This is a genomic window from Pseudomonas sp. PDM15, assembly GCF_014851565.1.
GTDB lineage: Bacteria > Pseudomonadota > Gammaproteobacteria > Pseudomonadales > Pseudomonadaceae > Aquipseudomonas.
Map to the genome: position 1 here is coordinate 547,673 of NZ_JACVAA010000004.1, position 26,965 is coordinate 574,637.

23 protein-coding genes are annotated in these 26,965 nt (G+C 67.0%); 7 read left to right on the forward strand and 16 right to left on the reverse strand.

Going from position 1 to position 26,965, the window contains the following annotated elements; translation table 11 throughout:
• Window positions 1-7: 7 nt before the first annotated feature.
• From IB232_RS13965 to IB232_RS13980, 4 genes are all read right to left on the reverse strand, one after another.
• Complete coding sequence (locus IB232_RS13965; RefSeq protein ID WP_225592320.1) at window positions 8-697, reverse strand: PolC-type DNA polymerase III; 690 nt, start codon at window positions 695-697, stop codon at window positions 8-10.
• Window positions 698-702: 5 nt separating this feature from the next.
• Window positions 703-2,631 (reverse strand): putative nucleotidyltransferase substrate binding domain-containing protein, encoded by a 1,929-nt coding sequence (locus IB232_RS13970; protein ID WP_192399224.1) that lies wholly within the window; start codon window positions 2,629-2,631, stop codon window positions 703-705.
• 67 nt (window positions 2,632-2,698) lie between these two features.
• On the reverse strand, window positions 2,699-3,844 hold the full coding sequence (locus tag IB232_RS13975) for a YbfB/YjiJ family MFS transporter (RefSeq protein WP_192399225.1): 1,146 nt from the start codon (window positions 3,842-3,844) through the stop codon (window positions 2,699-2,701).
• A complete protein-coding gene (locus IB232_RS13980) occupies window positions 3,844-4,719 on the reverse strand; it encodes a LysR substrate-binding domain-containing protein (protein ID WP_192399226.1) in 876 nt (291 codons plus the stop codon). Before IB232_RS13980 ends, IB232_RS13975 begins: the two co-directional genes overlap by 1 nt.
• A gap of 94 nt (window positions 4,720-4,813) precedes the next feature.
• Here IB232_RS13980 and IB232_RS13985 point away from each other — a divergent pair, with 94 nt between their 5' ends.
• A complete protein-coding gene (locus IB232_RS13985) occupies window positions 4,814-5,875 on the forward strand; it encodes an NAD(P)H-dependent flavin oxidoreductase (protein WP_192399227.1) in 1,062 nt (353 codons plus the stop codon).
• 52 nt (window positions 5,876-5,927) lie between these two features.
• On the opposite strand, the gene IB232_RS13990 is transcribed toward IB232_RS13985, so the two are convergent.
• From IB232_RS13990 to IB232_RS14000, 3 genes are read right to left on the reverse strand one after another with little or no spacing between them, the layout of a single operon-like run.
• Window positions 5,928-6,347, reverse strand: a complete 420-nt coding sequence (locus IB232_RS13990) for a phosphate ABC transporter substrate-binding protein (protein WP_192399228.1) — start codon at window positions 6,345-6,347, stop codon at window positions 5,928-5,930.
• Between the two features lie 11 nt (window positions 6,348-6,358).
• The gene (locus IB232_RS13995; protein WP_192399229.1) at window positions 6,359-7,516 is read right to left on the reverse strand and encodes a hypothetical protein; all 1,158 of its coding nucleotides are present in this window, start codon (window positions 7,514-7,516) and stop codon (window positions 6,359-6,361) included.
• Window positions 7,517-7,539: 23 nt separating this feature from the next.
• Window positions 7,540-9,162, reverse strand: a complete 1,623-nt coding sequence (locus IB232_RS14000) for a methyl-accepting chemotaxis protein (RefSeq protein ID WP_192399230.1) — start codon at window positions 9,160-9,162, stop codon at window positions 7,540-7,542.
• Between the two features lie 244 nt (window positions 9,163-9,406).
• Here IB232_RS14000 and IB232_RS14005 point away from each other — a divergent pair, with 244 nt between their 5' ends.
• Window positions 9,407-11,086 carry an ABC transporter substrate-binding protein gene (locus tag IB232_RS14005; protein WP_192399231.1) on the forward strand — a complete coding sequence of 560 codons (1,680 nt, stop codon included), beginning with the start codon at window positions 9,407-9,409 and terminating at the stop codon, window positions 11,084-11,086.
• Window positions 11,073-11,783, forward strand: a complete 711-nt coding sequence (locus IB232_RS14010) for a substrate-binding periplasmic protein (RefSeq protein ID WP_192399232.1) — start codon at window positions 11,073-11,075, stop codon at window positions 11,781-11,783. The genes IB232_RS14005 and IB232_RS14010 overlap by 14 nt, the downstream gene beginning before the upstream one ends.
• Before the next feature lie 156 nt (window positions 11,784-11,939).
• Here IB232_RS14010 and IB232_RS14015 read toward each other — a convergent pair whose 3' ends face one another.
• The 4 genes from IB232_RS14015 to IB232_RS23685 form a co-directional block, all read right to left on the reverse strand.
• Complete coding sequence (locus IB232_RS14015) at window positions 11,940-13,037, reverse strand: M14 family metallopeptidase (protein WP_192399233.1); 1,098 nt, start codon at window positions 13,035-13,037, stop codon at window positions 11,940-11,942.
• A gap of 160 nt (window positions 13,038-13,197) precedes the next feature.
• Window positions 13,198-14,667 carry a CapA family protein gene (locus IB232_RS14020; RefSeq protein WP_192399234.1) on the reverse strand — a complete coding sequence of 490 codons (1,470 nt, stop codon included), beginning with the start codon at window positions 14,665-14,667 and terminating at the stop codon, window positions 13,198-13,200.
• Between the two features lie 17 nt (window positions 14,668-14,684).
• Window positions 14,685-15,983 carry an MFS transporter gene (locus IB232_RS14025; RefSeq protein ID WP_192399235.1) on the reverse strand — a complete coding sequence of 433 codons (1,299 nt, stop codon included), beginning with the start codon at window positions 15,981-15,983 and terminating at the stop codon, window positions 14,685-14,687.
• Between the two features lie 3 nt (window positions 15,984-15,986).
• Entirely contained in the window at window positions 15,987-16,121 is a 135-nt protein-coding gene (locus IB232_RS23685; RefSeq protein WP_263863940.1) for a hypothetical protein, read from the reverse strand.
• 157 nt (window positions 16,122-16,278) lie between these two features.
• Here IB232_RS23685 and IB232_RS14030 point away from each other — a divergent pair, with 157 nt between their 5' ends.
• Window positions 16,279-16,740: an OsmC family protein gene (locus IB232_RS14030; protein WP_192399236.1), complete on the forward strand. Its 462-nt coding sequence runs from the start codon at window positions 16,279-16,281 to the stop codon at window positions 16,738-16,740.
• Between the two features lie 277 nt (window positions 16,741-17,017).
• A complete protein-coding gene (locus IB232_RS14035; RefSeq protein WP_192399237.1) occupies window positions 17,018-17,281 on the forward strand; it encodes a hypothetical protein in 264 nt (87 codons plus the stop codon).
• Window positions 17,282-17,289: 8 nt separating this feature from the next.
• On the opposite strand, the gene IB232_RS14040 is transcribed toward IB232_RS14035, so the two are convergent.
• From IB232_RS14040 to IB232_RS14055, 4 genes are all read right to left on the reverse strand, one after another.
• On the reverse strand, window positions 17,290-18,201 hold the full coding sequence (locus IB232_RS14040) for a LysR family transcriptional regulator (RefSeq protein ID WP_192399238.1): 912 nt from the start codon (window positions 18,199-18,201) through the stop codon (window positions 17,290-17,292).
• Window positions 18,202-18,332: 131 nt separating this feature from the next.
• Complete coding sequence (locus IB232_RS14045; RefSeq protein WP_192399239.1) at window positions 18,333-19,706, reverse strand: DUF1329 domain-containing protein; 1,374 nt, start codon at window positions 19,704-19,706, stop codon at window positions 18,333-18,335.
• Between the two features lie 11 nt (window positions 19,707-19,717).
• The gene (locus IB232_RS14050) at window positions 19,718-21,532 is read right to left on the reverse strand and encodes a DUF1302 domain-containing protein (RefSeq protein ID WP_192399240.1); all 1,815 of its coding nucleotides are present in this window, start codon (window positions 21,530-21,532) and stop codon (window positions 19,718-19,720) included.
• A 332-nt stretch (window positions 21,533-21,864) separates the two neighbouring features.
• On the reverse strand, window positions 21,865-24,042 hold the full coding sequence (locus IB232_RS14055; protein WP_192399241.1) for a malate synthase G: 2,178 nt from the start codon (window positions 24,040-24,042) through the stop codon (window positions 21,865-21,867).
• A gap of 165 nt (window positions 24,043-24,207) precedes the next feature.
• Between IB232_RS14055 and IB232_RS14060 the strand changes: the two genes are divergently transcribed.
• Both IB232_RS14060 and IB232_RS14065 read left to right on the forward strand, forming a co-directional pair.
• Window positions 24,208-24,675 (forward strand): GNAT family N-acetyltransferase, encoded by a 468-nt coding sequence (locus IB232_RS14060; RefSeq protein ID WP_192399242.1) that lies wholly within the window; start codon window positions 24,208-24,210, stop codon window positions 24,673-24,675.
• 21 nt (window positions 24,676-24,696) lie between these two features.
• Complete coding sequence (locus IB232_RS14065) at window positions 24,697-25,218, forward strand: glycine cleavage system protein R (RefSeq protein ID WP_192399243.1); 522 nt, start codon at window positions 24,697-24,699, stop codon at window positions 25,216-25,218.
• 701 nt (window positions 25,219-25,919) lie between these two features.
• On the opposite strand, the gene rarD is transcribed toward IB232_RS14065, so the two are convergent.
• Window positions 25,920-26,816, reverse strand: coding sequence for an EamA family transporter RarD (rarD, locus tag IB232_RS14070; RefSeq protein WP_192399244.1), 897 nt, complete (start codon window positions 26,814-26,816; stop codon window positions 25,920-25,922).
• Window positions 26,817-26,965 lie beyond the last annotated feature (149 nt).

The window sequence follows — 26,965 nt, forward strand, 5'->3', positions numbered from 1 at the left end:
TATCGACTCACAGCGAGGGTGCCAGCTGTCGGCGGCGCCAGGCCTGGGCCTTGCGCTGCAGTTCGGCCAGGCTGTCCAGGCCCTGGCGGCGGGCCTTGCTGAACAGGATCAGCGCCAGTTCGGCAGTGGCCAGGGCGTCGGCGCTGGCGTGGTGGCGCTCGCTGGCCTGCAGCTGGAAGTGCTCCAGCCACTCGTCCAGGCCGCGGTAGGGCGGTGCCTCCGGGCAGAGCAGCGGAGCCAGTACGGCGGCGTCGAGGAAGGGATGGTGCAGGCGATAGCCGAGCTGTTCGCGCAGGGCGCGTTCGAGCATGTGCTGGTCGAAGGGGGCGTGGAAGGCCAGCAGCGGGCTGTCGTCGACGAAGTGCATGAACTCCAGCAGCGCCTCGTCCGGCTCGCGACCGGCGGCGACCGCACTGGGCGCGATACCGTGGATCAGGGTGCTGGGCCCGGCGCGGTGATCGGCCTGGCGCAGGGTGCACTCGAACTGCTGGGACAGGTCGATGGCGCCGTCTTCGATCACCACCGCGCCGATCGCCAGCAGGTGATCGCGCTGCAGGTTGAGGCCGCTGGTCTCCAGGTCCACCACCACCAGGCGCTGTCTGGCCAGCGGGCGCTCGTCCAGCGCCGCCGGTGCGGGCAGGCGCAGGCTGCGTGGGTCGACGACGGGGCTGCTGCTCTGACGCAGCCATTCGAGCATCTTCTTCATAGCTGGTAACGCAGCGCGAGGCTGGCCTGCAGGCGTTGGGCCTGGCGGAAGGACTCGCGCAGGATGCGCCGATCCAGGTGGTTGAGGCTGTCCGGGTCGAGGCGGTTGGAAAAGCCCAGGCCCTGGGCCGCCTGCTGCTGGTGCAGTTGCAGGCGCATCTGCTGGATCAGGTGGTAGGCCTCCTCATAGGCCGCGCCGTCCTGGGCATCGATCACCCGCTGCCGTACCAGCTCGGCGAAGCGGCGCAGGGTGCTGCTCTCGCCGATGCCATGGGCCAGGGCCAGCAGGCGGGCGCCATCGACGAAGGGTGTCAGGCCTTCTTCCTTGAGGTCGAGGGTGTCCTTCTCGGCGCCCTTGCGGGCCACCACGAAGTCGCGGAAGCGTCCCAGCGGCGGGCGATGGCGCAGGGCGTTGGCCGCCAGCTGGCGCTGGAACAGGCTGTTGTCGGCGATCTCGGCGAGCAGGTGCTGGCTGAGCTGTCGGCAGCCCTGTTCGGAGCCCCAGACCACCCGCAGGTCGAAGTAGATGCTCGAGCCCAGCAGGCTCTCCGGCGTGGCCTCGCGGATGAAGGTGGAGAAGCGCCGTGTCCATTCCTGGCGCGACAGGCACAGCTGCGGGTTGCCGGCCATGATGTTGCCGCGGCACAGGCTGAAGCCGCACTCGGCGAGCAACTGGTTGATGCGCCGGGCGCGCGGCAGCAGGAGTTGGCGAATGCGCTCGGCCTCGGCGGCGTCCCGGGCCTCGAAGAGGATGCCGTTGTCCTGGTCGGTGTGCAGGGTCTGCTCGCGGCGGCCCTCGCTGCCGAAGCACAGCCAGCTGAACGGCACGCCGGGGTCGCCCATTTCCTCCAGCACCAGCTCGATCACCCGGCACACGGTGTGGTCGTTGAGCAGGGTCACCAGCTGGGTGATCTGGGTGGAGCTGGCGCCGTGGGCGAGCATGCGCTCGACCAGCAGGCGGATGTCGCCGCGCAGTGCCACCAGGGTCTCGATGCGCCCGGCGTGGCGGATGGTGCGGGCGAGATGGACCAGGTCGACGCGCTGCAGGGAAAACAGGTCGCGCTCGGACACCACGCCGACCAGGCGGCCGTCTTCCACCAGGCAGACGTGGGCGATGTGCCGTTCGGTCATCGCCAGGGCGGCGTCGAAGGCGCTGGCGTCGGGCGACAGATGGAACGGGCGCTGGGTCATCAGCGCGCTGATCGGCTGCTCCAGCGATTCACCGTCGGCCACCACCCGGCGCAGGTCGCGCAGGGTGAAGATGCCCTGCGGCCGATGTTCTGCGTCGATCACCACCATGCTGCCGACATGCTGCTCGTGCATGCGCCGCACCGCCTCGCGCAACGGCGTGCCGGCGCTGCAGGCCACCGGCTGCTGCGGCGCCAGCTCGCGCAGCGGAGTATCCAGCGAGTACTGCGCGGCGAGGTTCTCGGCGGCGCGCAACTGCACCTGCTGGTTGACCTGATCGAGCAGGCTGGAGACGCCGCGCAGGGCGAAGTCGCGGAACGGCGCGGACTGGGCGAACAGGCGCACGAAGGCGTCCTTGGCCAGCAGCAGGCAGAAGGTATCCTCGCCGGCCAGGTGTTCGGTGCGGGTGGCGCGCTCGCCGAGCAGGGCGGCCAGGGGAAAGCACTCGCCACTGGCGATCTCGAAGGTGGTCTCGCTGCCGCGCTTGGCCGAGTGTGGGCGTTCGCCGACCACCTGGCCCTGCTTGACGATGTAGAAGTGCTGCACCGGGCCATCGCCGGGCTTGATGATGCTCTCGCCGGCGGCATAGAAGCGCAGCTGGCAGTGCTCCACCAGGTAGGCCAGCTGGGCGCTGTCCATCTGGTTGAACGGCGGGTACTTGCGCAGGAACTCCATGGTGCCATGGACGTTCTGCAGCACCGCGGCCTTGCTGGCGGCCAGGCCTTGCTTGGATTGCATGGGAGTGATCCCTGCGCGGGGAGGTTTGCCGCATGCTGGCGCTTTCGCAGCATGTCGCCAATTGGACCTAGGTCGCAGGCCGGGCCGAACGGGCATAGGGCCGACACAGGGCCGCACCCAGCGCCAGGGCGCCCGCCGCGACCAGCAGGGCCGGGTTGAAGCTGTGGCTGCGGGCGAACAGCGCCGAGGCCAGCAGCGGCCCGAGAATCTGGCCCAGGCCATAGGCGGCGGTGATGGTCGCCGGCATGTTGAAGCGCACGCGGCCGGCCAGGGCCTGAGCCGCCGGCATGGCGATGGTCACCGTGCCCATGAAGGTGGCGCCGACCAGCACTGCGCTGCCCAGGCAGCCCCAGGTGGCCTGGCTGAACACCGGCAAGATCACCCCGACCGCCTGCAACAGCAGGTTGAGTGTCAGGCCGCGCGCCGTGCCCAGGCGCCGATGCACGGCATGCCAGGCAAAGCATGAGGGCATGGCGGCGAGACCGAAGGCGGTCCAGATCTGCAGTGGGTCGAGGTCGCCGAGATGGCCTTGCAATAGCAGCGGCAGGTAGGTGGCAGTCACGATGTAACCGAGGCCGGCCAGGCCGTAGATCAGGATAAGGCGCCACGCGCCCAGATTCCCCGTGGCGACGGTAGATGCCCCCGGCGCGGCGCCGTCGCACCGAGGCGGCCGGCGCAGCTGCAGCCAGGCCGGCAGCGCCAGCAGCAGGCCGCCAAGGGCCAGGCTCAGCCACAGTGCCTGGCTATGCAGGCCGCCCGCGTGGCCAAGGGCGATCAGTTGCGCCGACAGCGCAATACCCAGGCCGACGCCGGCGAACAGCAGTGGCGCGCTGCGCGCCTGGCCGCCGGCAGAGAGCAGCCAGAGCGAGGCGCCGACCAGGGCCATGGCGCTGAACAGCCCGGCAGCCAAGCGGGTCAGCACGATCAGCCAGGGCTGGCTGATCCAGGCCAGCGCGGCCAGCGTCAGCAGGGTGCCGCCCAGGGCCCACTGACACAGGTGCTCGGCTCGGTTGGCGTTGCTGCGGGCCAGCAGCAGTGCGCCGAGCAGGTAGCCCGCGTAGTTGGCCGAGGCCGCCAGCGAGCCGGCGTGCAGACTGAGCAGGCCGTCATCGAGCATCAGTGGATAGAGGCCGGTAAAGGCGAAGCGGCCGAAGCCCATACCGATGGCCAGCAGCAGGGCGGCGGCGATGGGGGCGGTAAAGCGTCCTGGCATCAGGCTGCCTGCAGCGTCTCGCGCCATTGCTCGAAGGCCGCGCTGCGGTAGTCGCCACGCCACACCAGCAGGGTGTCGACTTCGAGCAGCGGCACGCACTGCACCGCCGGCGGTTCGCGCAGCAGTTCGAGCAACGAGCGCGGCAGGATGCCAACGCAGGAGCCGGCGGCCACGCAGGCGAGAATCGCGTGGTAGGAGCCGACCTCCTGCACGCGCACCGGGCTGCCGGCGCCGTTCAACCAGCTCTGGGCGATCTGCCGGTAGGTGCAGCCCTGGACGAAGCCGGCCAGGGTACGCAGCTGCACATCTTGTGGGCCGCGGACCGGTGGGTGGTCGCTCGGCAGCACCAGCAGCAGTTCCTCGCGGAACACCGCCTGGCTGAGCAGGCTGGGGTCCAGCGCCTCGACGGCCCAGCGCGTGCCGACCCGGCTGGTCGGCGCGGCGATCAGCGCGCAGTCCAGGCGCCGCGCTAGCACGGCGTCGAGCAGCGGTTGGCTGGGGCCGGTACTGACCTCCAGGCTGACCTGCGGGAAAGCGCGGTGAAAACGCGCTAGCTGTCCGGGCAGGCGGCTGGCCGCGGTGCTTTCCATGCTGCCCAGGCGCAGGGTGCCGCCCGGTTGCTGGGGGTGCATGGCCTGGCGCGCCTCGTCGGCCAGGGCCAGCAGGCGCTCGGCATAGGCGAGGAACTCGCGGCCCTGCTCGGTCAGGCTCATGCGCTTGCCCTCGCGCAGGAACAGCTGTACGCCGAGGTCGTCCTCCAGCTGGCGGATGCGCGTGGTCACGGTGGACTGCACGCGCTCCAGGCGTTGGGCCGCGCGCGTGATGCTCTGCTCCAGGGCAACGGTGCGAAAGATGGTCAGCGTCGAGAGATCCATGGGCTTCCAATAATCTCTTAAAGAGAATAATATTTTTAGAAGAATCTCTTTTTGAGAACGCTTGGTCAAGTCCAGCCGCCCCGGAGTCGAGAACATGACAACGCCGTGCATCATCGAATTGCTCGCCATCGAGCAGCCGATCATCCAGGCGCCGATGCTCGGCGTCTCCACCCCGCAGCTGGCGGCGGCGGTCTCCAATGCCGGAGGCCTGGGCTCGATCAGTCTGGCGGCGAGTACGGCGGAGCAGGGCCGCGCGCTGATCGTCGAGCTGCGCGGGCTGACCAGCAAGCCGTTCAACATCAACCTGTTCTGCCACCGTCCGAGCTCTGTGGATACTGCGGCCCAGGCCGCCTGGCTGGAGCATTTGCGGCCGTTCTTCGCCGAGTTCGGCGCCACGCCACCGGGTGAGCTGCGCGACATCTACCGCAGCTTCGTCGCCGATGCGGACATGCTGGCGATGTTGCTGGAAGAGCGGCCGGCAGTGGTCAGCTTCCACTTCGGCCTGCCGCCGCAGGCCAGCATCGACGCCCTCAAGGCAGCCGGCATCCGCCTGCTGGCCTGCGTCACCAGCTTGGCCGAGGCCGAGCTGGCCGCGGCCGCCGGGGTCGATGCACTGGTGGCGCAAGGCATCGAGGCGGGCGGCCATCGCGGCCTGTTCGAGCCGGAGCAGGGCGACCCCGGCATCGGCACCCTGGCTCTGGTGCGGGTGCTGGCGTCTCGCAGCCGGCTGCCAGTGATTGCGGCAGGCGGGATCATGGATGGCGCCGGCATCAACGCCGCACTGGCCCTCGGCGCCGCCGGCGTGCAGATGGGCACCGCGTTCGTGCTGTGCCCGGAATCGCTGGCCAATGCTGCCTACCGCGCAGCGCTCAAGAGCGAGAAGGCCCATTGCACGCAGATCACTGCGGCGATGTCCGGGCGCCCCGCACGCGGGTTGCCCAATCGGGTGTTCAGCGAGCTGGGGCGCATCGGTGCGCCGGTGCTGCCCGGTTACTCCTACACCTATGACGCCACCAAGGCCCTGCAGGCGGCAGCCGTGGCCCGAGGCAACCACGACTTCGCCGCCCAATGGGCCGGCCAGGGCGCACCGCTGGCGCGCGAGTTGCCGGCCGGAGAGCTGCTGGCGATCCTGGTGGCGGAGATGCGCCAGGCATGAAAAAAGGCCGGTGGGTCGCCCCACCGGCCTCTTTCATCGCGCTACCCCGAAATCAGGGCAGGGTGAACAGCACCTTGACCTTGTCGGTCACCGCGGCCTTGTCCACGTAGCCGATGGCATCGGCTTCGGCGGCCACCTTGGCGACCACGTCGGCGTCGCCGGCCACGCTCGGCAGCGGCTGGCCCTTGCCGGTGAACACCAGGCCGGACCAGTAGGACTTCAGCTGGGCTTCGTTCTTGTTGGTGACCGCGGTGTAGAACTTCTCCTTGGTCGGGTTCCAGTCTTTCTGGTCGACGCCTTTCAGCGACTTGTTCTTGCCCAGGAAGATGTTGGCCACGTCAGACTGCGACGGCGCGGCGGACGCACCGGCGTTGACGATCACGGCGACTTCGGCCTGGGCCATTCCGGTCTGGGCCAGGGCGGCAACGCCCAGGCTGGCGGCGGCGATGAGGATGCGAATGGACTGCTTCATGTGCATGCTCCTCAGAAGACGAAGTCGACGCCGGCGCTGATGATGTCGCCGTCGTAGTTGCGCGCCGGTACGCCGAGCAGGCCGTTGGTGCGGTCGTTGACAGTGTTGTCGTACAGCTCCTGGGAGTTGCGCACGAATACGCCGTCGTAGCCACCGTTGGTGTCCACGCGCTTGTACTCGCCCTTCAGCACCACGGTCGGCAGGATGTTGTAGTTCAGGCCGAGGGTCCAGGAGTTCTGGCGGCCTTCGTCCTCGTCCAGCTGGGCATAGGTGACGTGAGCCAGGAAGTCGCCGAAGCGGCGGCCGCCCATCAGGTAGAACGAGTCGGTGCTGTGGGTGTTGTCATTCTCGATCACGCGGCTGGTCCACTCGTTGGCGGTCAGCCAGGTGCCGTTGTCGTACTGGTAGCCGATCGAGGTGAACTTGCCCTTGTCCTTGTCCAGCGCCAGCAGGGTGGCGGAGCTCGGGTTGCCGAAGATGTCGGTGAAGCTGCCGGCGATCTCGGTCTCGATATCGGACTCCACATAACCGACGCGGAAGGTGCCGTAGTCGTTGGTGGCCAGGCTCACGCTGGCGCCGAAGACGTTGTCGTAGTCGATGTCGAATTCTTCGTCGTACAGGTAGTAGTCACGGTTCTTGGCAACACCGCCGGCTACCTGGAAGGAGACGGTGGCGAAGGACAGCGGCAGGTTGTAGACCAGGTCCGCGCCTTCGTAGTTGGACAGCTGGACCTGGCTGTAGACCTCGTCCGGCAGGCGCAGCCAGGGGTAGGCGAAGCCCACGTCGATGCTCTCGGAATACATGTACACCGGGGTGCGCAGGCGGCCGAAGCGCATCATCAGATTGTCGGTGCTCTGCCAGGACAGGTAGGCCCATTCCAGGTTGGCTTTCCACTCGTCGGAGTACGCCTTGGCGGTGGTCTGCAGGGTCAGGCCGACGGTGTCGGTGACGCCGTAGGTCAGCTGGGCGCCGAACTTGCTCAGCTGGTCGCCGCGCCAGGAATCGTTGGTCTGGCCGGAGAGACCGTAGCCACGGCCGTCGTCTTCACCACCCAGGTAGGTGACGCCGACGGTGCCGAAACCGTTGATGAGGGCTTCGCCTTGTTCCAGCGCGAATGCCGAGGTGCTGGCCAGGCAGATGGCCAGGCCGAGGACGCGGGCAGTAGTCATGCGGTGATGCTCCATTGAATGGGTTAAACGCGGAATTGGGCCGTTGCCGCGCGCAGGTGGTCTCCTGTGCTGACCAGCTGCTCGCCTAGGCGTGCGGTGGCGTCGGCCCCGTTGGCGGTTGCTTGGGCATCCTGCTGCAACACTTGGGTCTCTTGTTGGATGGAACTGGACAGGCCGATCTGCTCCTGGGTGAGCTGGGCGATGCCGGCGTTCAACTGGTCGATCTGACCCACCGCCACGGCGATGGATTCGAGCATGCGGGTGGCTTCCACCGAGCGCTCGATGCTGTGCTGCGCCTTGTCGCCGTTGGCGGTCATGACGTTGAGCACGCCGTTGGCGCTGTTCTGCAGGCGCTGGATGATCTGCTGGATCTCCGCGGTGGAGGCGGCGGTCTTCTGCGCAAGGTTGCGCACCTCGTCGGCGACCACAGCGAAGCCGCGGCCCTGCTCGCCGGCACGGGCGGCCTCGATGGCGGCGTTGAGCGCCAGCAGGTTGGTCTGTTCGGCGATGCTGCGGATCACGGTGAGCACCGAGCCCACCTGCTGGGTCTCTTCCTCCAGCTGTTCCATGGCCTGTACCGCGCCCATCACGCTGCTGCCCAAGTCGCTGATGCTGCTGGACAGACTGCCGATGCTCTCGCGGGCGGTGCCGGCCTGGCGCGAGGCGGCGCCGGCGCCTTCGGAGGCCTGCTGCGAACGCTGGGCCACTTCCAGGATGCTGCTGGTCATGGTCTGGATGTCGCGGCCGATCGAATCGGTATGGCCTTGCTGCGAGCGGGCGTTCTGGATGGAGTCCTGGGTCAGCCGATAAAGCTCCTTGGACATGTCGCCCAGCGGGCTGGCGGCATCGATGGTCTGGCGGATGGTGCCCTGCAGCTTGTCGAGGAAGCCGTTGAACAGCTGGATCATCTCGCCGATCTCGTCGCGCGAGTCGACATTGACCCGGCGGGTCAGGTCGCCGTCGCCACGGGCGATGGCTTTCAGCGAATCGATCACGCCGTGCACGTTGCCCATGATGCCGCGGATGATCACCCAGGCGCCGAGGCCGACCAGGCCGACCAGCAGGGCAGTGAGGATGAAGCCGACGCGAGTGGTCTCGGCGTTGTCGGTGCGGGCCTGGCCGAGGGTGCTCTGGAAGTCTTCATAGGCATGGGCGCGGAAGGTCTCGCCGAGCTTCTGCGCGGCGGCCAGGTCGCTGGCCATGCGGTCCAGGTTGGGGCGCAGGTCTTCGAAGCCGGCGCTGCCCTTGATCAGCTGCTCGGAGGAGGACAGGGCATTGTCGGCGTAGCGGCCGATGGCCTGCCGCCAGGCATCCAGCTCACCGGCGCGCTCGCTGTTGGCGCGGGTCAGCGGCTGCAGGGCCTGCTGCAGGTTGGCGATCTCGGCCAGCACCTGGCGCGCTTCGTCCAGGGTCGACAGCTCGCCGGCGGCGACGGCGCTATTGAGCAGGCCGGGCAGGCGGGAGAACTGGAAATTCACCGCATCGGCTTTTTCCAGGGTGGGGAAGCTATGGGTTTCCAGGGTATCCAGGCGGGCATCGTTGGCCGACAGCTGCACCGAGTTGTAGCCCACGAAGAGCAGCAGGCCGAGCAGCGCAACGGCAGGCAGCAGCGACAACTTCAGGGTCAGCGATAGATTCTTCAGCATGAGCAGGTACCCAAAGTCGGGGGGCGCGAAGTGTACAGGAAGCCGTTTAGTGGCTAAAGGCCACTTATCGGTCATCCTGTGACCATTACTATGGTTGTAGGGTGTTATTGCTATGTCGGCCGTCCCTCTTCTTTCTATAGCTGCAAAATGCCGGTCTTGCCTGAGTCCGTCGGTCGCAGGCGGCTCTGGCGGCGCCGCTGGGCAGTCGCCTAGACTCAGCGCATAACTAGAAAAGGAGCCTCCGATGCGCGCTGCGATATTGCTCGGCCTGGTGCTGAGCGCGGCCACGCATGCGGCCGATCCCCTGCAGGAGGCCGTGGCCGAGCTGCAGCCCAGCTCCCTGGGTGCCGCCGAGCAGCGCGCCGAGCTGGCCTGGTTCGCCGAGGCCGGCAAGCCGTTCGCCGGCATGCAGGTGCGGGTGATCGCCGAGCGCATCGACACTCACTGGTACGAGACCAATGTTCTGGCTCCGTTGTTCACTCGGCTGACCGGCATCCGCGTGATCCATGAGATCAGCGGCGAAGACGACGTGGTCAACAAGCTGCGCACCCAGCAGGAGACCGGCCTGCCGCTGTACGACGCCTATGTCAGCGACAGCGACCTGCTCGGCCAGCACTTCCGCGACGGCCAGGTGTTGGTGCTGTCCGACTTCATGGCTGGCGAGGGCGCCAGCGTGACCCTGCCGACCCTCGATCTGAACGACTTCATCGGCCTGCCCTTCGTCACCGCCCCCGACGGCAAGCTGTACCAGCTGCCCGACCAGCAGTTCGCCAACCTCTACTGGTACCGCCGCGACTGGTTCGAGCGCCCGGAGCTGCGCAAGGCCTTCCGCCAGCGCTACGGCTACGAGCTGGACGTGCCGCAGAACTGGTCGGCCTACGAGGACATCGCCGCCTTCTTCACCGAGCAGGTCGGCGAACTCGACGGCCAGCGCGTCTACGGCCACATGGACTACGGTGGCTTCGACCCCTCCATCGGCTGGCGCCTGTCCGACGCCTGGCTGGGCATGGCCGGGGTGGCCGACCTGGGCCTGCCCAACGGCTTGCCGGTGGACGACTGGGGTATCCGCGTCGAGGGCTGCCGCCCGGCAGGCGCCAGTGTCGCCCGTGGTGGTGCGCTGGACAGTCCGGCGGCGGTCTACGCCATCCAGCAGTACGTCGACTGGCTGCAGCGCTACGCGCCGCCCGAGGCGCAGCAGATGAGCTTCAACCAGGCCGGCAATGTCGCCGCCCGTGGCCACGTGGCCCAGCAGATATTCTGGTACACCGCCTTCACCGCCGACTACACCAAGCTGGGCAGCCCGGTGGTGGACGTCGAGGGCAGGCCCAAGTGGCGGGTGGCGCCGTCGCCGCGCGGCGCCTATTGGCGCGACGGCATGAAGTCCGGCTACCAGGATGTCGGCGCCTGGACCCTGCTCAAGGCCACGCCGCTGCGCCAGCGCCAGGCGGCCTGGCTGTACGCCCAGTTCGTCACCGCCAAGAGCGTGTCGCTGCGCAAGACCCTGGTCGGCCTGACCCCGATCCGCCGCTCCGATCTCGACTCGCCGGCCCTGCTGGCCGAGGCGCCGCGCCTGGGTGGCCTGGTCGAGTTCTACCGCAGCCGTGCCGCCCGGCGCTGGACCCCGACCGGCGCCAACGTGCCGGACTACAGCGGCATGGCCAGCCTGTGGTGGCGCCAGCTGCACCCGGCGGTGTCGGGCAAGCTCAGCGCGAGCCAGGCCCTGGGCAATCTGGCCCTGGCCTTCGACCGCCACCTGCAGGTGGTCGGCCAGCGTCAGCAACATGCTTGCGCGCCGGCGCTGAATCCGCCGCGCCCGCCCGGCGAGTGGCTGGGCCAGCCCGGCGCACCCTGGCCACGCCTGGACAACGAGCGCCCGCCCGGGCGCACCCTGCCGTACGAGGAGGCCCTGCGTGCGTGGGATTAGCCTGCTGTTGCTGAGCCTGCTCAGCCTGCCGCTGGCGGCGGCCGAGCTGCAGCTGTTCGCCTGGGAGCGCGCGCCGCTGGTGCAGCAGCGCCCCGATGGCAGCGCCAGCGGCCTGGTGCCGGAGCTGACCGCCGAGCTGTTCCGCCGTGCCGACATCGCCTATCGACTGAGCTTCATGCCGCTGCAGCGCGCCCTGCACCAGGTGCAGCAGCAGGAGCGCAGCTGCGTGCTGCTGGTGGAACGCCAGCAGGAGCGCGAGCCGCACTTCGCCTGGGTCGGCCCGCTGCTGGTGTCGCGCCTGGGGCTGTACGCCAAGGCCGACGACAACCTGCAGCTGAGCAGCCTGGAGCAGGTGCGCGGCCTGCGCGTGCTCAGCCACCAGGGCTCCGGCGCCGGCGAGTACCTGCAGAGCATCGGCGTGGAAGTGATCTATTCGAACAAGGAGTCGCTCAACCTGAGCATGCTGCAGCGCAGCCGCGCGCGGCTATGGGCGACCAGCTCAGCGGTGGTGGACTCGCTCCCGGCCACCCCGCGCCCGCGCGAGGTGCTGCCGTTCCTGACCCTGATGGAAGACATCGCCTGCCATCCGCGTATGGACCCCGGCGAGTTGCAGCGCCTGCAGGACCATCTGCGGCGGATGTACCGCGAAGGTTGGGTGCAGGCGCTGTACCGCAAGCACGGCCTCGAGCTGCGCTGAGAACCTGTTTACGATCTCCTGACTCGCGGCCATACCGCGTTAAAAGTGGTCTCAAAATGCTCATTTACACTTCGTAAACTGCGCTTTTTCGGCCACTTTTGCCTTGTCTGGCTCTAATTCAGAAGATCGTAAACAGGTTCTGAGGCCCGCGCTGCCTCAGGAGCGGGACTGCAGCGGCGTGGCGAGCCCGTTCAGCGTCTGATCGAGCACCTCACGGGCCTGATCGAGGATCTGCTGTTTCCAGTCATCGGCATCGACATAGAAGGCATCGCGCAACTTGCTCTTGATCCGCTCCTGTTGGGCGGCAGGTGTCTGCGGGTTGCGGTACAGCCAGTGATCGCCGCGCATGCCGTTGAGTACCTGCAGGCCCGGCAGGGTGCCGTACTCCAGGGTCAGGCCGTTGTACTCGGCCTGCGGGCAGATCTCCGGGACCACGTTGTCGATGGTGCCGTTGAGCTTGGCCGACACCGAGTTGCCCTCGGCGCTGTTGGTGACCTGCTCGCCCCACCAGCGGCGGCAGCGGGCGATGTCTTCCGGCGTCTGCCGGCCCTTGTAGATGCGCTCGCCGATGCCGCGGGGGCCAAGGCCGGTGTGGATGTCGATCCAGCCCAGGCGGCGGCATTGCTGGCCGTGCTGGCGTAGCACCTGTTTCAGCGTGCGGTTGCTCCAGGTGGCTTCGGTGCCGGCGAAGAACATGCCTGCGGGGTCGTTATGCTGGCCGCGTGAGATGGCGCCCTGCAGGGCCATGCGCCCGTGGCGCAGGGCGTAACCGATCAGGCCCAGGGTGCTGAGCAGGGTCGGTGGCTGGCGCTTGGGCAGCAGCAGGTGGGCGATGGCGCGGTAGTCGGGGTTGTCCGGCAGCGGCTGGCTGAAGTCGACGAAGTTGCGGTTGAGGTCGACGTTGTCCTCGGTCACCCGGCGTAGCCAGGAGAATCCGTGCGGGTTGAGCGCATGGATGAACAGTACGGCCAGGTCGTCGCGCTTGCAGCGCTCGATCCAGGCCTTGTCGCGCAGATGCGCGATCTGGATGCCGGAGCCGCAGAAGCCCTCGGCGCCATGGCAGGCGCTGCTGAGGATCAGCAGGTTGGCGGCGTCCGGGGCGCCGAGGCGGGCGACGTCCATCGCCAGCTCCTCGCCGTCGCGGCCGCGCAGTGGGTGGGCATGGGATTCGACGGCGAAGCCGGCGGCGGCACTGGCGGCGAGAAATTTCTGCCGGGCTTCGGCGTAGTTCTGCGAGAAGCTGGAGAGGTCCATGAGGGCAAATTCCTAGTGGTGAAAGCGGCCCGCGTGGTTTCGCGGGCATGGCCGGGCCTGCGGTGCAGGCTTGTGGCCTGTGCCGGGCGACGGATCGGTCGTTATGGGTGGGGCGTGCCCCGGGCTGGCGACCTTGTGGGGCGCTAGCCCTGGTGGGTGATCATGAGGCGATCACCACGCGGCCGAGGCTGCTCTGGCGCTCGCCGACCTGCACGGTCTCGATCTCGATGACGGTGCCGAACTCGGCGGACAGGTCGCGCAGGCGTTCGAGAATGCTCTGGGCCTGGGCGTGGTTCTCGGCGGTGTCGAAGGCCAGGCGCGGGATGCCGCGCTCGGCGTCGCGGCCGTTGAAGCCCAGTTCGATCGGGTACAGGAGCAGTTCACGCAGGGTGCCGTCGGCCTTGAAGTGGCACTCGGCGATCACGCTTTCGAACCACACCGGCTCGCTGAAGATGCCGACCACGCGCTTCCATTCGAGAAACTCGGCCGCGGTGGTCAGGCGCGGGTTGGTGATGCCCTTGGGCCCGACGAAGGCCTCAGCGGCCAGCCACTCGCGGCTCTCCCACTTGTCTGCGGGCATCAGCTTCATGCTGTTGTCCATAAAGCAGAAGTTGCCCAGCGAATAGAGCAGCGGCTTGCCCTGGTAGACCTCGATGCCGCGGATCTGGTGCGGGCCGTGGCCGCAGAGCATGTCGGCGCCGCTGTCGACCAGGCTGCGCGCCAGGGTCGGCAGGTAGTTGGGCACCTCGACGCACTGGTTGTCCGGCTCATGGGTGTGCTGGGCGACGATGGTGAAGTCGCTGCTCTGCTTGGCCTGGCGCAGGTTGCGCAGGATGTCGGCCTGGTCGAGCTTGTCGCACTCGTAATGGATGCGCACGGTGCCCGGCGCGGCGTTGGGGTCGACCCGGTAGTGCAGGGCCATGCCCAGGTGCACGCTGTGCTCGCCGTGCAGGGTGCGCAGCAGGTAGTGATCCTGGAAGGCTTCCTGCTCGTTGAGGCGCTTGAGCACGGCGAAGTCCTGCGGCGACACCAGGCGGTGCGGGGTGGTGCGCAGCGGGCTCAGGCCCGGGCGCGGCGGCACCATGCCGAGGCCGTCGGCGGCCGGGGCGTTGGCCTCGAAGGTGGTGGCGTAGGAGATCAGTGAGACGCGCGCGTTGGCGGTGTTGACGAAGGCCGGCGCGCGCGCCGCGGCCAGGCTGGAACCGGTGCCGGCGTGGGCGATGCCGGCATCGTCCAGCAGTTCGTCGGTCATCTTCAGGCCGGCCGCACCCCAGTCCAGCGCATGGTTGTTGGCGCGCGACATCATGTTGAAGCCGATGCTGGCCAGGTCCGCCGGGGCGTCGGCGTCGCTGAGCAGCCAGGAGAAACCGGACAGCGCCTCGGGGTAGCCGTCGTAGCGGTTGAAGTCGATCGCGGTGCACTCGTAGTTGCCCACAACCACGTCGCCACGCTTGAGGATGTCGAGCAGCTCCGGCGACTTGCGCGCCAGTTTGTCGGCAATGGCATGGGTGATGATGATGTCGCCGACGGCGACCACGCAGAAACCGTCTTCCACGTCGGCGTTGCGCCAGCTGTCCGGCAGGGTGATGCGTTCGGGACGTTGCTGGGGCGAGGGGACTCGTTTGTGCATGGTGCAGATTTCCTGACTCAGGCCTGGCTCGCGGCCGGCTCGTTGTTGGATGCGGAAGTGGGTTGGCGAGTGAGGTTGCCGATGGCGCGCAGGTCGTGCTCGGGGTCGACCAGGCGCAGGGCCAGCGCGCCGCCGACCATCAGGGCGATGCCGAACAGGCCGACGGCCAGCTCGAAGCCCTTGACCAGGTCGCCGCCTTCCCAGCCGATGGACTGGCCGACCACGTGCGGGGCGAGCATGCCGGCGCTGGTCATCAGGCCGATGTGCAGGGCCAGCATGCTGCCGCGCTGTCTGGCCGGGGCGATGTAGGCGACAGTGGTGTTGGAGAAGGTAGTCACCAGGTTCACCACGATGCCGCCGATCAGGTACAGGGTGATGGTCATGGCCACGCCCTGCTCGACGAAGCCCATCAGGGCCATGGCGATGCCGCCGACCACGCAGGCGATGGCCGGTGGGAAGACCATGGCCAGGCGCACGCTGGCACCGCGCTTTAGGGCGCGTTGGGACAGGCTGGAAACCACCAGGTTGAGAGCGATCACGCCAATGGTGGCGGCCATCACCACATAGCCGGACTGCATCGGGCTCATGCCCAGGCCCTTCTGCAGGTAGGTCGGCACCCAGCTGTAGATCAGTGCGTTGGGCAGGTAGCTGCAGAAGCCCAGCAGGGTGATGAAGATGAAGGTGCGGTTGAGCAGCAGGTGGCGATAACTGGCGGTGCCGCCGCCGATCTCGGGGGCATCGTCATGCTGGCCCTCGCGGCCGACGAACAGCCAGACCACCAGCCACAGCAGGCCGATTCCGGCGAGGATCAGGTAGCCGACGCGCCAGCCCAGGTGCTGGATCAGCAGGGGCAGCGACAGCGCGCCGAGGATGGCGCCGACCATGATCGCGATATGAATCCAGGCGCCCGGCAGCACGCGGTCACGCGGGGCGTACCACTTGAACGCGGCGTGCTGGGTCACCGCGGTGCCCGGGCCGCAACCGGCGCCCAGCAGCATGCGGCTGGCGACCAGGGCGTAGAAGCTGGTGGAGATCGCGGTGAGGATCTGCGCGCCCATCCACACCACCGACATGCCGCAGAGAATCCAGCGGCTGGCCACGCGGTTGGCGAGGAAGCCGACCAGTACGCCGGACACCGAGTAGAGGAAGAAGAAGGCGCTGCCGATGAAGCCGAACTGCTCGGGGGTGAGCTTGAGCTCGTCGATGATCTGCGGGCCGGCGAAGGCGAAGATGGTCTTGTCCAGCACGCTGATGACCATCACGGCCAGCAGCATGGCGACGATCAGGCCGCGTCGCTGGGTGGAGGGGGACTGCATGGATCAGGCCTCGTTCAGATGGGTTGCGAGCAGGCGATTGGTGTGTGCTCTCGAAGCCAGTTCGGGATGCGGGTGAGTCTGCTGGCACAATCGCGCGAATTCATCCTGCCAGGCGAGGATCTGCGGGATCAGCGGCATGGGGTGTCCTTGTCGTTCCGTCCAGGTTGATGCGCAGCATGCCGCAGGCGGGCAGGCCGCGGATAATCACCTCTGCGCATGTGTATCGGCTTTGGTTATGTGCAGCGTCCGGCGGCTTGGTTATGCTGGCCCGCCAGGCCCGTTCGGGAGCATTGCGATGGCGATCTACTCCGCCGAAATCCTCTGGTCGCGTGGCGATCAGGACTTCCTCGACAACCGCTACAGCCGTGGCCATCTGTGGCGCTTCGACGGCGGCGTGGAGGTGCCGGCCTCGTCCTCGCCGCAGGTGGTGCCGCTGCCCGGCTCGCGCGAGGATGCGGTGGACCCGGAAGAGGCCTTCGTCGCCTCGCTGTCCAGCTGCCATATGCTCTGGTTCCTGTCGCTGGCCGCGCGCGATGGCTGGCGGGTGGACGACTACCGCGACCAAGCCGAAGGCCGGATGGGCCGCAACGCCGAGGGTCGCCTGGCCATGACCCGCGTCACCCTGCGCCCTAGCGTCACCTTCGATGGCGCGGCCCCCAGCCGCGAGCAGCTCGATGCGCTGCACCACCAGGCGCATGAGGAGTGCTTTATCGCCAGCTCGGTGAAGACCGAGGTGCGCTGCGAGCCGGTCTATTGATGAGGTGAACGGAATGCCTATGCCATCCAGACGAATGCACGATGCCGAGGTGCCTGTTGCTGCCGTCTCACCCGCTCGGCGCGTGGCGGTCTGGCTCTTTTGGTCGGGGTTGCTCCTGGCAGTCTGGTTACAGCCGCAGTTGCTTTGGATTGTTGCGGGGCTGACCTTGCCGGGGCTGGGGATTGCATGGCATGAGCGCCGTCATCTGGCTCACTTGGCCGCCCAACGCCGGGGTGAGTCCATCTGCCAGTTAGCCCGTGCTTTCCCGCGGAGGCAGGTGGACACCTGGGTGCTCCGCGCCGTGTACGAGTCGTTGCACGGCTATCTTGGCGGACGCCTGCCGATTCGTGCCGATGACCGGCTGAAGCAGGATCTGCGCCTGGATGACGACGATCTGGATCTCGACCTGCTGGAGGAGATGGCCCGGCTCAGTGGTCGCTCGCTGGAGCGGACCGCTGACAATCCCTGGTTCGACCGGGTGACCAGCGTGCGCGACCTGGTGCTGTTCCTCGACCATCAGACACGCCTGAGCGCGAGCTGAGGCCTGGGCTAATCGCCCAGCTTCGGCGCGTGCGGGCTCTTGTAGGCGTACACCAGCTCGTCGGCCAGGGCCTTGGCCTCGCGGGTCATCAGTTCCTGGTCGCGGCAGACCAGGGAGATGTTCATCGGCGGTACCTTCTCGGCGATGTCGAGCACTTCGAGTTCCTGGCCGAGGGCCTGCACGCGTTCCAGCAGGCGCTGCGACCAGTAGCTGACCGCGTCGGTGTTCATCGCCAGCTCGGTGAACAGCACCACCGAGGCGCACTCGGTGACGTTCTGCGGGTATTCGATGTGGTGATCGAAGAACATCATGCCGACCTTGGACTGCTCCAGGGAGTCCTGCAGCAGCCACTCCTCACCGAGCAGTTCGCGCAGCGAGCAGGCGCCACGCAGTGGGTGGCCCTTGCGCACTGCGAGCACGGAGGGTTGCTCGTAGAGTTCGGTCCAGTGGAAGCCGTCGGCGCTGCGCGATTCCGGCAGCGAGGTCAGCACCAGGTCGAGCTGACCTTCGCGCAGGCCTTCCATCAGTTTGGACGGCCGCAGTTCGTGGATCTGCACCTGCACCTTGGGGAAGCGCTTGCGGTAGCGATTGAGGCTGGCGATGAACTGGGCGCCGGGGGTGACCGGCGATACGCCGATCGACAGGCGGCCATCCATCACGCCCTTGAGTGTGTCGATTTCCTCGCGGGCGCGGCGCACTTCCTCGAGGATCAGGCGGGCGCGGCGCACCAGGCGCTCGCCGAATTCGGTGGCGGTGATGCCACGGTTGGAACGGACCAGCAGGGACACGCCGAGCTCGGCCTCCAGTTCCTTGATGCCTTTGGACAGGGCCGGCTGGGAGATGTGCAACAGGCGTGAAGCTTCCTGAATGCTGCCGCTTTCACAGATGGCGACAAGGGCGCGGAGCTGATGCAACTTCATGGGCAAGGTCGGTGTTTCGGAGGACAGGGGGTGAATTTAAAGCAAAACGCGGGCCTCGGACGTTCGCTGGTGTAACGGCAGATAAAAAACGGCGGCCCGGAGGCCGCCAAGGATGGAGTGGTGCGTGGAGATCAACGGATCCCCGAGGCGCGCAGGGCGCTGGGGGTGAACTGCTTGCGGCTGTACTTGACGTCGAACTGGTAGGCGTTCTTCTCTTCGTTGAACAGCGCGCCGACGGCGTAGCGACCGGACAGCACGTCGTAGTGGGTCTCGGCGCTGAACTGCGGTACCTGCTGGTCGTAGAAGAACGTGCCGTGGCCTTCGGATACGCGCCACAGCTGGCCGCGGCCATCGTAGGCATCGGCCTCGGCGGCCTGCCAGCTGTCCTCGTCGAGGAAGATGTCGCGCCGCGAGTAGACGTGGCGCTGGCCTGGCTTGAGGGTGGCGGTGAGGTGCCACACGCGGTGCAGCTCGTAGCGGGTGTGCTCGGGGTTGAGGTGGCCGGGCTTGATGATGTCGGTGTACTTCAGCGTGGGCGAGCTCAGCTTGTAGCTGTTGTAGGGGATGTACATCTCCTTCTTGCCTACCAGCTTCCAGTCGAAGCGGTCCGGCGCGCCGTTGAACATGTCGAAGTCGTCCATGGTGCGCATGCCTTCGGCACCCGGACTGTCGTAGGCGATCTGCGGGGCGCGGCGCACTCGGCGCTGACCGGCGTTGTACTGCCAGGCCATGCGCGGTTCCTTGACCTGGTTGATGGTCTCATGGACCAGCAGCACGCCGCCGGCCAGGCGCGCGGGGGCGAGGAACTCCTCGCGGTAGAGGTAGAGCACGTTGGCCATATCCTGCGCGGCGTAGTCGCTGAGGCCCACCGGGTAGGCCAGCTGCTGCTTGATCAGGCTCGGGGTGAAGGCGCCGTTGGCCTGCGGCGAGGCCTGCACCACCATGCGCTGGAAGGCCAGGCCCCGGTACCGGCCGATGTGGTTCCAGATCACTTCCAGGCCGTTCTGCGGGATGGCGAACGGCAGGCCGCCGCTGCGGTAGTTGTGCAGGCCGTTGCCGCCTTCGGCGAGCTGGGTGTCGGCGGCGTTCAGGCGGCTGGTGTCCAGGTAGGCCTTGGGCATGGTCACCGAGCGACGGGTCGGGTAGACCGGGATGCGGTAGGTCTGCGGGTAGCGCTTGAACAGGGCGAGCTGGCCGGGGGTCAGCTTGTCCTGGTACTGCCCGGCGTTCTGCGCGGTGATGGTGAACAGCGGCTGGTCGGCGGCGAACGGGTCGCTGAGGAAACCGGCGGCATCGCGGCTGCCGGCGTCCTTGGCCAGGCCACCGGTCCAGGCCGGGATGCTGCCGTCGGCGTTGCCGGCGCGCTCGGCGCCGATCGGGGTCAGGTCCTTGTCCAGGCGGGCGATCTGCTCGGCCGGCACGCCGGCCAGGGCCTGGCCGGCGAGCAGGCCGAGGCTCAGGCCGCCGGCGCGCAGGAGTTGGGTGTGGAGAGTGGAAAGCTTCATGTGCTCAGACCTCAGAAACTCATGCCGACGCTGAAGGCGAGGAAGTCGCGGTCGGTGTTGGTGTTGAAGTCGCCGCCGAAGTAGTTGGTGTAACTCAGGCTGGCGGTGTAGGTGGACAGGTAGTCGGCATCCAGGCCGAGGCTCACCGACTTGTTGCCTTCGGTGAAGGTCGGGCCGTAGCCCTCGACGTCATGGGCGAAGGCCAGGTTGGGCTTGAGGTTGACCCCGGCGAGGGCGTCGTTGAACTCCAGCTGGGTGCGCAGGCGGTAGCCCCAGGAGTTCTGGGTGTAGAAGCCCTTGCTGGTGCACTGGTCCGGATTGGCCGTGTTGAGCAGCGCGCTGCACAGGCCGTTGCCGGTCATGCCCAGCGCCGCGGCGTTGCCCGGCAGTACACCGTTGCCGAACACGCTGCTGCGGCCGAAGCGCAGGTCGGAGCCGTCACTGGAGCCGAGGTCGCCGATATGGCTGTAGCCGACTTCGCCGATCAGGGTCAGGCGGTCGCCGCCGAGTACCTGGTCGAAGGTGTGCACGGCGCTGACCTGGGCCTGGCTGAAGGGCATGCGCTTGTAGCCCTGCACCAGGCTGCCGAACTCGGTATCGGCCCAGCCGCTGTCGAAGATCGCCAGACCATCGATGCCCAGCATGCTGACCAGGCCGCCGACGCTGGCGGCGGTGGACACGTCGGTGCCGTTGAGCGACAGCGGCATGTTCGGCCGGTAGCTGATCTCGCCCGACAGCGCGGTGCCGTCCGGGGTGGTGGTGGCGAAGCTGATGCCGTACAGGCGGATGTCTTCGGGGTATTCCAGGTAGTAGCTGGCACTGGCCGGGCCGGGCGCGCCGGTGACGGCGCTGAGGCTGGCGCGGCCCACCGTCCACATGCTCTCCGGGGTGCGGCTGTGGTAATTCATGGCGTAGAAGCCGAACTCGGTGTCGTTCAGCTCCGGCACCAGCCAGCGCAGGGCCACGCCGAACTGGCCGCTGTCGCGGGCCTCGCGGTCGTCGCCGCGCGGCACCCAGCCATACACCGACGGATCGCGGTCATAGTCGCTGCCGAAGGTGGTCATGCCGTTGTCGCAACCCTTGGCCGCGGTGTCGGTGCTGAAGAAGGTGCCGCAGTTGTCGAGGACGGTCTTCTCCCACTCGATCTGGTAGAAAGCCTCGGCGGACAGGTTTTCGGTCAGGCCCTGGGTGACATACAGCATGTTCACCGGGATCAGGCCTTCCTTGATCTCCGAGCCGGGACGGCGCAGGGAAGCGACGTCGGCCGGGTTGATGGCGTTGATGCTGTTGCCGATGAAGGTGCTCTCGCCCCAGCTCACCACCTGCTTGCCGGCGCGCACGCTGCCGGGCAGATCGCCGATCAGGTAGTTGTGGTAGACGAAGGCGTCCAGCAGTTCGAAGCCGGAGGACTGGGCGGCGTTGTCGCGGCCGCTGTCATCGATGTCGTAGAGCAGGCGGTGCTCGTCCTTCAGCTCGAAGTCGTACCAGTATTTGCCGCGCAGGAACACGCCGCTCTCGCCGTAGCTCAGTTGCAGGTCGTGTACGCCCTTGAAGATCTTCGAGAAGGTCTCGCCCTTCTTGAAGTTCAGCCGGCCATCGTCGCTGGTGCGGGTGGAGGCGCTGCCGCCATTGGCCTTGCCGATGAACTTGGCGTCGGCATCGTCCAGCGCCCAGCTGGCGCCGATGGACAGGGAGGAGTCGAGCCGCCCTTCGATTTCCCCGATGTTGAAGCTGGCGGCCTGGGCCGGTAGCGCAGTTGCCAGTGCTACGGCCAGGGCCAGGGCGTGGGGATACATGGCCCCCGCGCCTGTTGTTGTTCTTCTCATGTGGCTCTCCTGCTGATCAAAGAAGGCCTGCGGCAACGCCGCGCGGCGCATCGCTTCTTTGCAGCCTGATGACAGGTGCCGGGGCATCCTAGGTAAGCCCGGCGCCCCTGACTTCTGAATAATCCTTATGCCCATAGCCAAAGGTGAGGTCGGCGCGCCCGCCATCGCGGCGGGTCTCCAGGCAAAGGCCCGCGAGGCGCATGGTTGCTGGCCCAGTGCGCGGGTGGTGCGCATAACCCGGGGTTATCCCGATAAGCAGCCCTGCGCCGCTGCCCTGTTAGCGGGCATAAAAAAACCGCCCCGGAGGGCGGTTCTTTCACTGCTGCTGAGAATTACAGGCCGTTGGCGGCCTTGAACTCGCGGCGGCGGCGGTGCAGGACCGGCTCGGTGTAGCCGTTCGGCTGCTTGGTGCCTTCGACCACCAGCTCCAGGGCAGCCTGGAAGGCGATGTTGCTGTCGAAGTTCGGCGCCAGCGGACGGTACAGCGGGTCGGCGGCGTTCTGGCGGTCAACCACCGGCGCCATGCGCTTGAGGCTGGCGACCACCTGCTCTTCGGTGACGATGCCGTGGCGCAGCCAGTTGGCCAGCAGCTGGCTGGAGATACGCAGGGTGGCGCGGTCTTCCATCAGGCCGACGTCGTTGATGTCCGGCACCTTGGAGCAGCCGACGCCCTGGTCGATCCAGCGCACCACGTAACCGAGGATGCCCTGGGAGTTGTTGTCCAGTTCGTTCTGGATTTCCTCGGCCGACCAGTTGGTGTCCTTGGCCAGCGGGATGCTCAGGATGTCGTCGATGGAGGCGCGCTCGCGCTTGGCCAGTTCGGCCTGGCGGGCGAACACGTCGACCTTGTGGTAGTGCAGGGCGTGCAGCGCGGCGGCGGTCGGCGACGGTACCCAGGCGGTGTTGGCACCGGCCAGCGGGTGGGCGATCTTCTGCTCGAGCATGCCGGCCATCAGGTCGGGCATGGCCCACATGCCTTTGCCGATCTGGGCGCGACCCTGCAGGCCGGTGGCCAGGCCGATGTCGACGTTCCAGTTCTCGTAGGCGCTGATCCACTTCTCGGCTTTCATGGCGGCCTTGCGCACTACGGCGCCGGCTTCCATGGAGGTGTGGATTTCATCACCGGTACGGTCGAGGAAGCCGGTGTTGATAAATACCACGCGCTCCGAAGCCGCTTTGATACAGGCTTTCAGGTTGACGGTGGTGCGGCGCTCTTCGTCCATGATGCCGACTTTCAGGGTGTTGCGCGGCAGGCCGAGCACGTCTTCGACGCGGCTGAAGATTTCGCCGGTGAAGGCGACTTCTTCCGGGCCGTGCATCTTCGGCTTCACGATGTAGACCGAACCGGTGCGGGTGTTCTTGCGGCTGGTGTTGCCATTCAGGTTGTGGATGGCGATCAGGCTGGTGAACAGACCGTCCTGGATGCCTTCCGGAATTTCGTTGCCCTGGGCATCGAGGATCGCCGGGTTGGTCATCAGGTGGCCGACGTTACGCACGAACAGCAGGCTGCGGCCGTGCAGGGTCAGCTCGGAGCCGTCGGCCTTGGTGTAGACGCGGTCCGGGTTCATGGTACGGGTGAAGGTAGTGCCGCCCTTGCTGACCTCTTCGGCCAGGTCGCCCTTCATCAGGCCGAGCCAGTTGCGGTAGACGATGACCTTGTCATCGGCATCGACGGCGGCGACCGAGTCTTCGCAGTCCATGATGGTGGTCAGGGCGGCTTCCATCAGCACGTCCTTGACGCCGGCGGCATCGGTCTGGCCGATCGGGCTGGAAGCGTCGATCTGGATCTCGAAGTGCAGGCCGTTGTGCTTGAGCAGCACGGCGATCGGCGCGGCGGCGTCGCCCTGGAAGGCGATGAACTGGGCGGCGTTCTTCAGGCTGGCTTCGCTGCCGTTCTTCAGGGCCACAGCCAGTTGGCCGTTCTTCACCACGTAGGCGGTGGCGTCGACGTGGGAAGCGCCTTCCAGCGGGGCGGCTTCGTCGAGGAAGGCGCGGGCGAAGGCGATGACCTTGTCACCACGGACCTTGTTGTAGCCCTTGCCTTTCTCGGCGCCACCTTCTTCGCTGATCGCGTCGGTGCCGTACAGGGCGTCGTACAGCGAACCCCAGCGGGCGTTGGAGGCGTTCAGGGCGAAGCGCGCGTTCATCACTGGCACGACCAGCTGCGGGCCGGCCAGGCGGGCGATTTCTTCGTCGACGTTCTGGGTGGTGGCCTGGAAGTCGGCCGGTTCCGGCAGCAGGTAGCCGATTTCCTGGAGGAAGGCCTTGTACGCGGCGGCGTCATGCGCCTGACCTTTACGAGCCTGGTGCCAGGCGTCGATCTTGGCCTGGAACTCGTCACGTTTGGCCAGCAGAGCGCGGTTCTTCGGAGCCAGATCGTTGATCACGGCTTCGGCGCCGGCCCAGAACTTGTCGGCAGCGATGCCGGTGCCGGGGATGGCTTCGTTGTTGATGAAGTCGTAAAGGGCCTTGGCGACCTGCAGACCACCTACTTGAACGCGCTCAGTCATTGCTTGCCTCACTTGATGCTAGACAGGGCCGGAAGGCCATGTAGTAAGAGTCGGCGGATACTACATGACTCATTCGGAAAAATCAGTCACAAACTGTGCCCGTCTGCCGGGCGGCGGCGCAGGCGCTGGCTATACTGCGGGCACTTTTTCGCCTGTGGAGTTGCCATGCCGGTCAGCCGCGTTCTTCCTGCCGATTTACCCACCGTTCTGCCCGAGCTGGTCGAGCTTTTTGCCGGCTATCTGGACTTCTACCGGGTGCCGCGCCCGATTGGCGAAATCGAGGCCTTTCTCGCCGCGCGCCTGGCCGCCAGCGAGTCGGTCGTGTTGCTGGCGCGCGACGCTGCCGGCACGGCGCTGGGCTTCGTCCAGCTGTACCCGTTCTTCGCCTCGCTGCAGCTGAAGCCGGCTTTCCTGCTCAGCGATCTGTACGTCAGCCCGGCCGGGCGCCGCCAGGGCCTGGCCGAGACGCTGATGAATGCCGCTCGCGCCCATGCCGAGCAGAGCGGCGCCTGCGGCCTGCAGCTGGAGACGGCGAAGGACAATTTCGCCGGCCAGGCACTCTACGAAAAGCTTGGCTATGTGCGCGATGAGGTGTTCTATACCTACTGGCTCGGCCTCAACGCCCCGGCCTGAAACCTGAACGAGGAGTCGCACGTGGATCATCTGGTACTCACCGTCATCGCCCCGGACCAACCGGGCCTGGTCGAACGCATCGCCCAGTGCATCGCCGCCCACGGCGGCAACTGGCTGGAGAGCCGCATGTCGCGCATGGCCGGGCAGTTCGCCGGCATCCTGCGCGTGGCTGTACCCGCCGAAGGCTATGACGAGCTGGTGGACGGCCTGCAAGGCCTCAATGCCCATGGCATTCGCGTGCTGGTGGCGGAGAGCGGCATCGAACCGTCCTGCACCTGGAAGCCGATCCACCTGGACCTGGTCGGGAACGACCGCCCCGGCATCGTCCGCGATATCACCCGTCTGCTGGCCGAGCACGGTGTCAACGTGGAGAGCCTGACCACCGAGGTGGCGCCGGCACCGATGAGCAGCGAGCCGCTGTTTCACGCCGACGCGGTGCTGGCCGTGCCGCTGACCCTGTCGCTGGACCTGCTGCGCGACAAGCTGGAAAGCCTGGCCGACGACATGATGGTGGAGCTGAACCTGCGCACTGCCGAGGAGTGATCCCCAGTTTGCGTGGGTGAAGCTGTGGATAGTCTGGGGAGCCCCGGCGCACTGCCTAGTGCCCCGGGGCTTTTCTTTGCCTGGTCAAAAAACCTTCATATTCAGTGGCTTGTGCACAAAGTCCGGGGATGGAGCTGTGGATAGTGCGGGGATCATCTCGTGCAGCTCACGGCTGGCGCGGTCTGCAGGCCGCTGGGCGAATTTCGTCCAGCCCGGCGTGGCGCGTGGATATCCCCGAAAGCTGTGGATGAAGGTGTGGGCAGCCTGGGGGATGGCCGCTGCACGCCAGGCACTTCGCGGCTTCCCGCGCTTCGCTCAGAAAACCAGCAGTATCAATGGCTTGTGCACAAAGGCCGGGGATCGTTCTGTGGATAAGGCGGGGATGTAGCGCTGCGCTTCACGGCTGGCGCGGCTCGCAGCACGCTGGTTGATATTTGTGCAGTGCCTGGTCTTCTGGACGCAGTGGATAACGCGCGCCGCGGCGCTGCGCCGGGCTATCCCCGTTCGCCGTGGGCAGTCCTGTGGATAGCCTGGGGAGCCAGGGCTGCAGGCCAGGGATGGCGGGGCTTGCAGCCAATCGATCAGGAACTGAGCAGGCCCGCCGAGTTTGTGCACAAAGCCTGGGGATGGAGTTGTGGAAAAGGTTGGGAATAACCGCCTCAGCCCAGCCGCGCCGCGCTTCTGCGCCGGCTGGCTGTTTTCTAGCCAGCCTGGCCGCGACGACGCATGCCCACCCAGATGTCCAGACTGTAGATGAACAGCGCCGCCCAGATGCACACGAAGGACAGCAGCTTGCTCGACTCCAGCGTTTCGCCAAACAGCAGCACCGCCTGCAGCAGCACCAGGGTCGGCGCCAGGTACTGCAGGAAGCCCAGGGTGGTGTAGGGCAGGTGGCGCGCGGCGGCGTTGAAGCACAGCAGCGGCACCAGGGTGATGGGGCCGGCGGCGATCAGCCAGAGCGCCTCGCTGCTGCTCCAGAACGCCGACTGGGTACTCATTGCTGCCGGGTGTAGCAACAGCCAGCCGAGGGCGAGCGGCAGCAGCAGCCAGGTTTCCACCACCAGGCCGGGCAGGGCGGCAACCGGCGCCTGTTTGCGGATCAGACCGTAGAAGCCGAAGGTCAGCGCCAGTACCAGCGAAACCCAGGGAATGCTGCCGACCTGCCACACCTGCTGCAGCACGCCCAGCGCCGCTAGCGCCACGGCCACCCATTGCAGGCGGCGCAAACGCTCGCCGAGCAGCAGCATGCCCAGCAGCACGTTGATCAGCGGGTTGATGTAGTACCCCAAGCTCGCCTCGAGCATGCGGCCGTTGTTCACCGCCCACACATACACCAGCCAGTTGCTGGCGATCAGTAGTCCGCTGCCGGTGAGCACCGCCAGCCGCCTGGGGTTGTCGCGCAGCTCGCGCCACCAGCCGGGGTGTTTCCAAAGCGCCAGCAGCGCCGCGCCGAACAATGCCGACCAGATCGCCCGGTGGGCAATGATCTCCATGGCCGGCACGGCCTGGATGGCCTTGAAGTAGAGCGGGAACAGGCCCCAGATCAGATAGGCGGCAATGCCGAGGGCATAGCCGCGGCTGGGGTTGGCGGAAGACATGGGCGTCCTTGGTGGATAGGCAGCTAAGTAAGAGGCCTGATTCTAGTGCCCGTCGATGGAGCTTGTCTGTGTGATCAGCTTTGGCGCGCGCTGCCGATTAGAAAATAGCGTAAGAAAGGCTTTACGGCGGGGGCTGGCTTCGGGCTTCT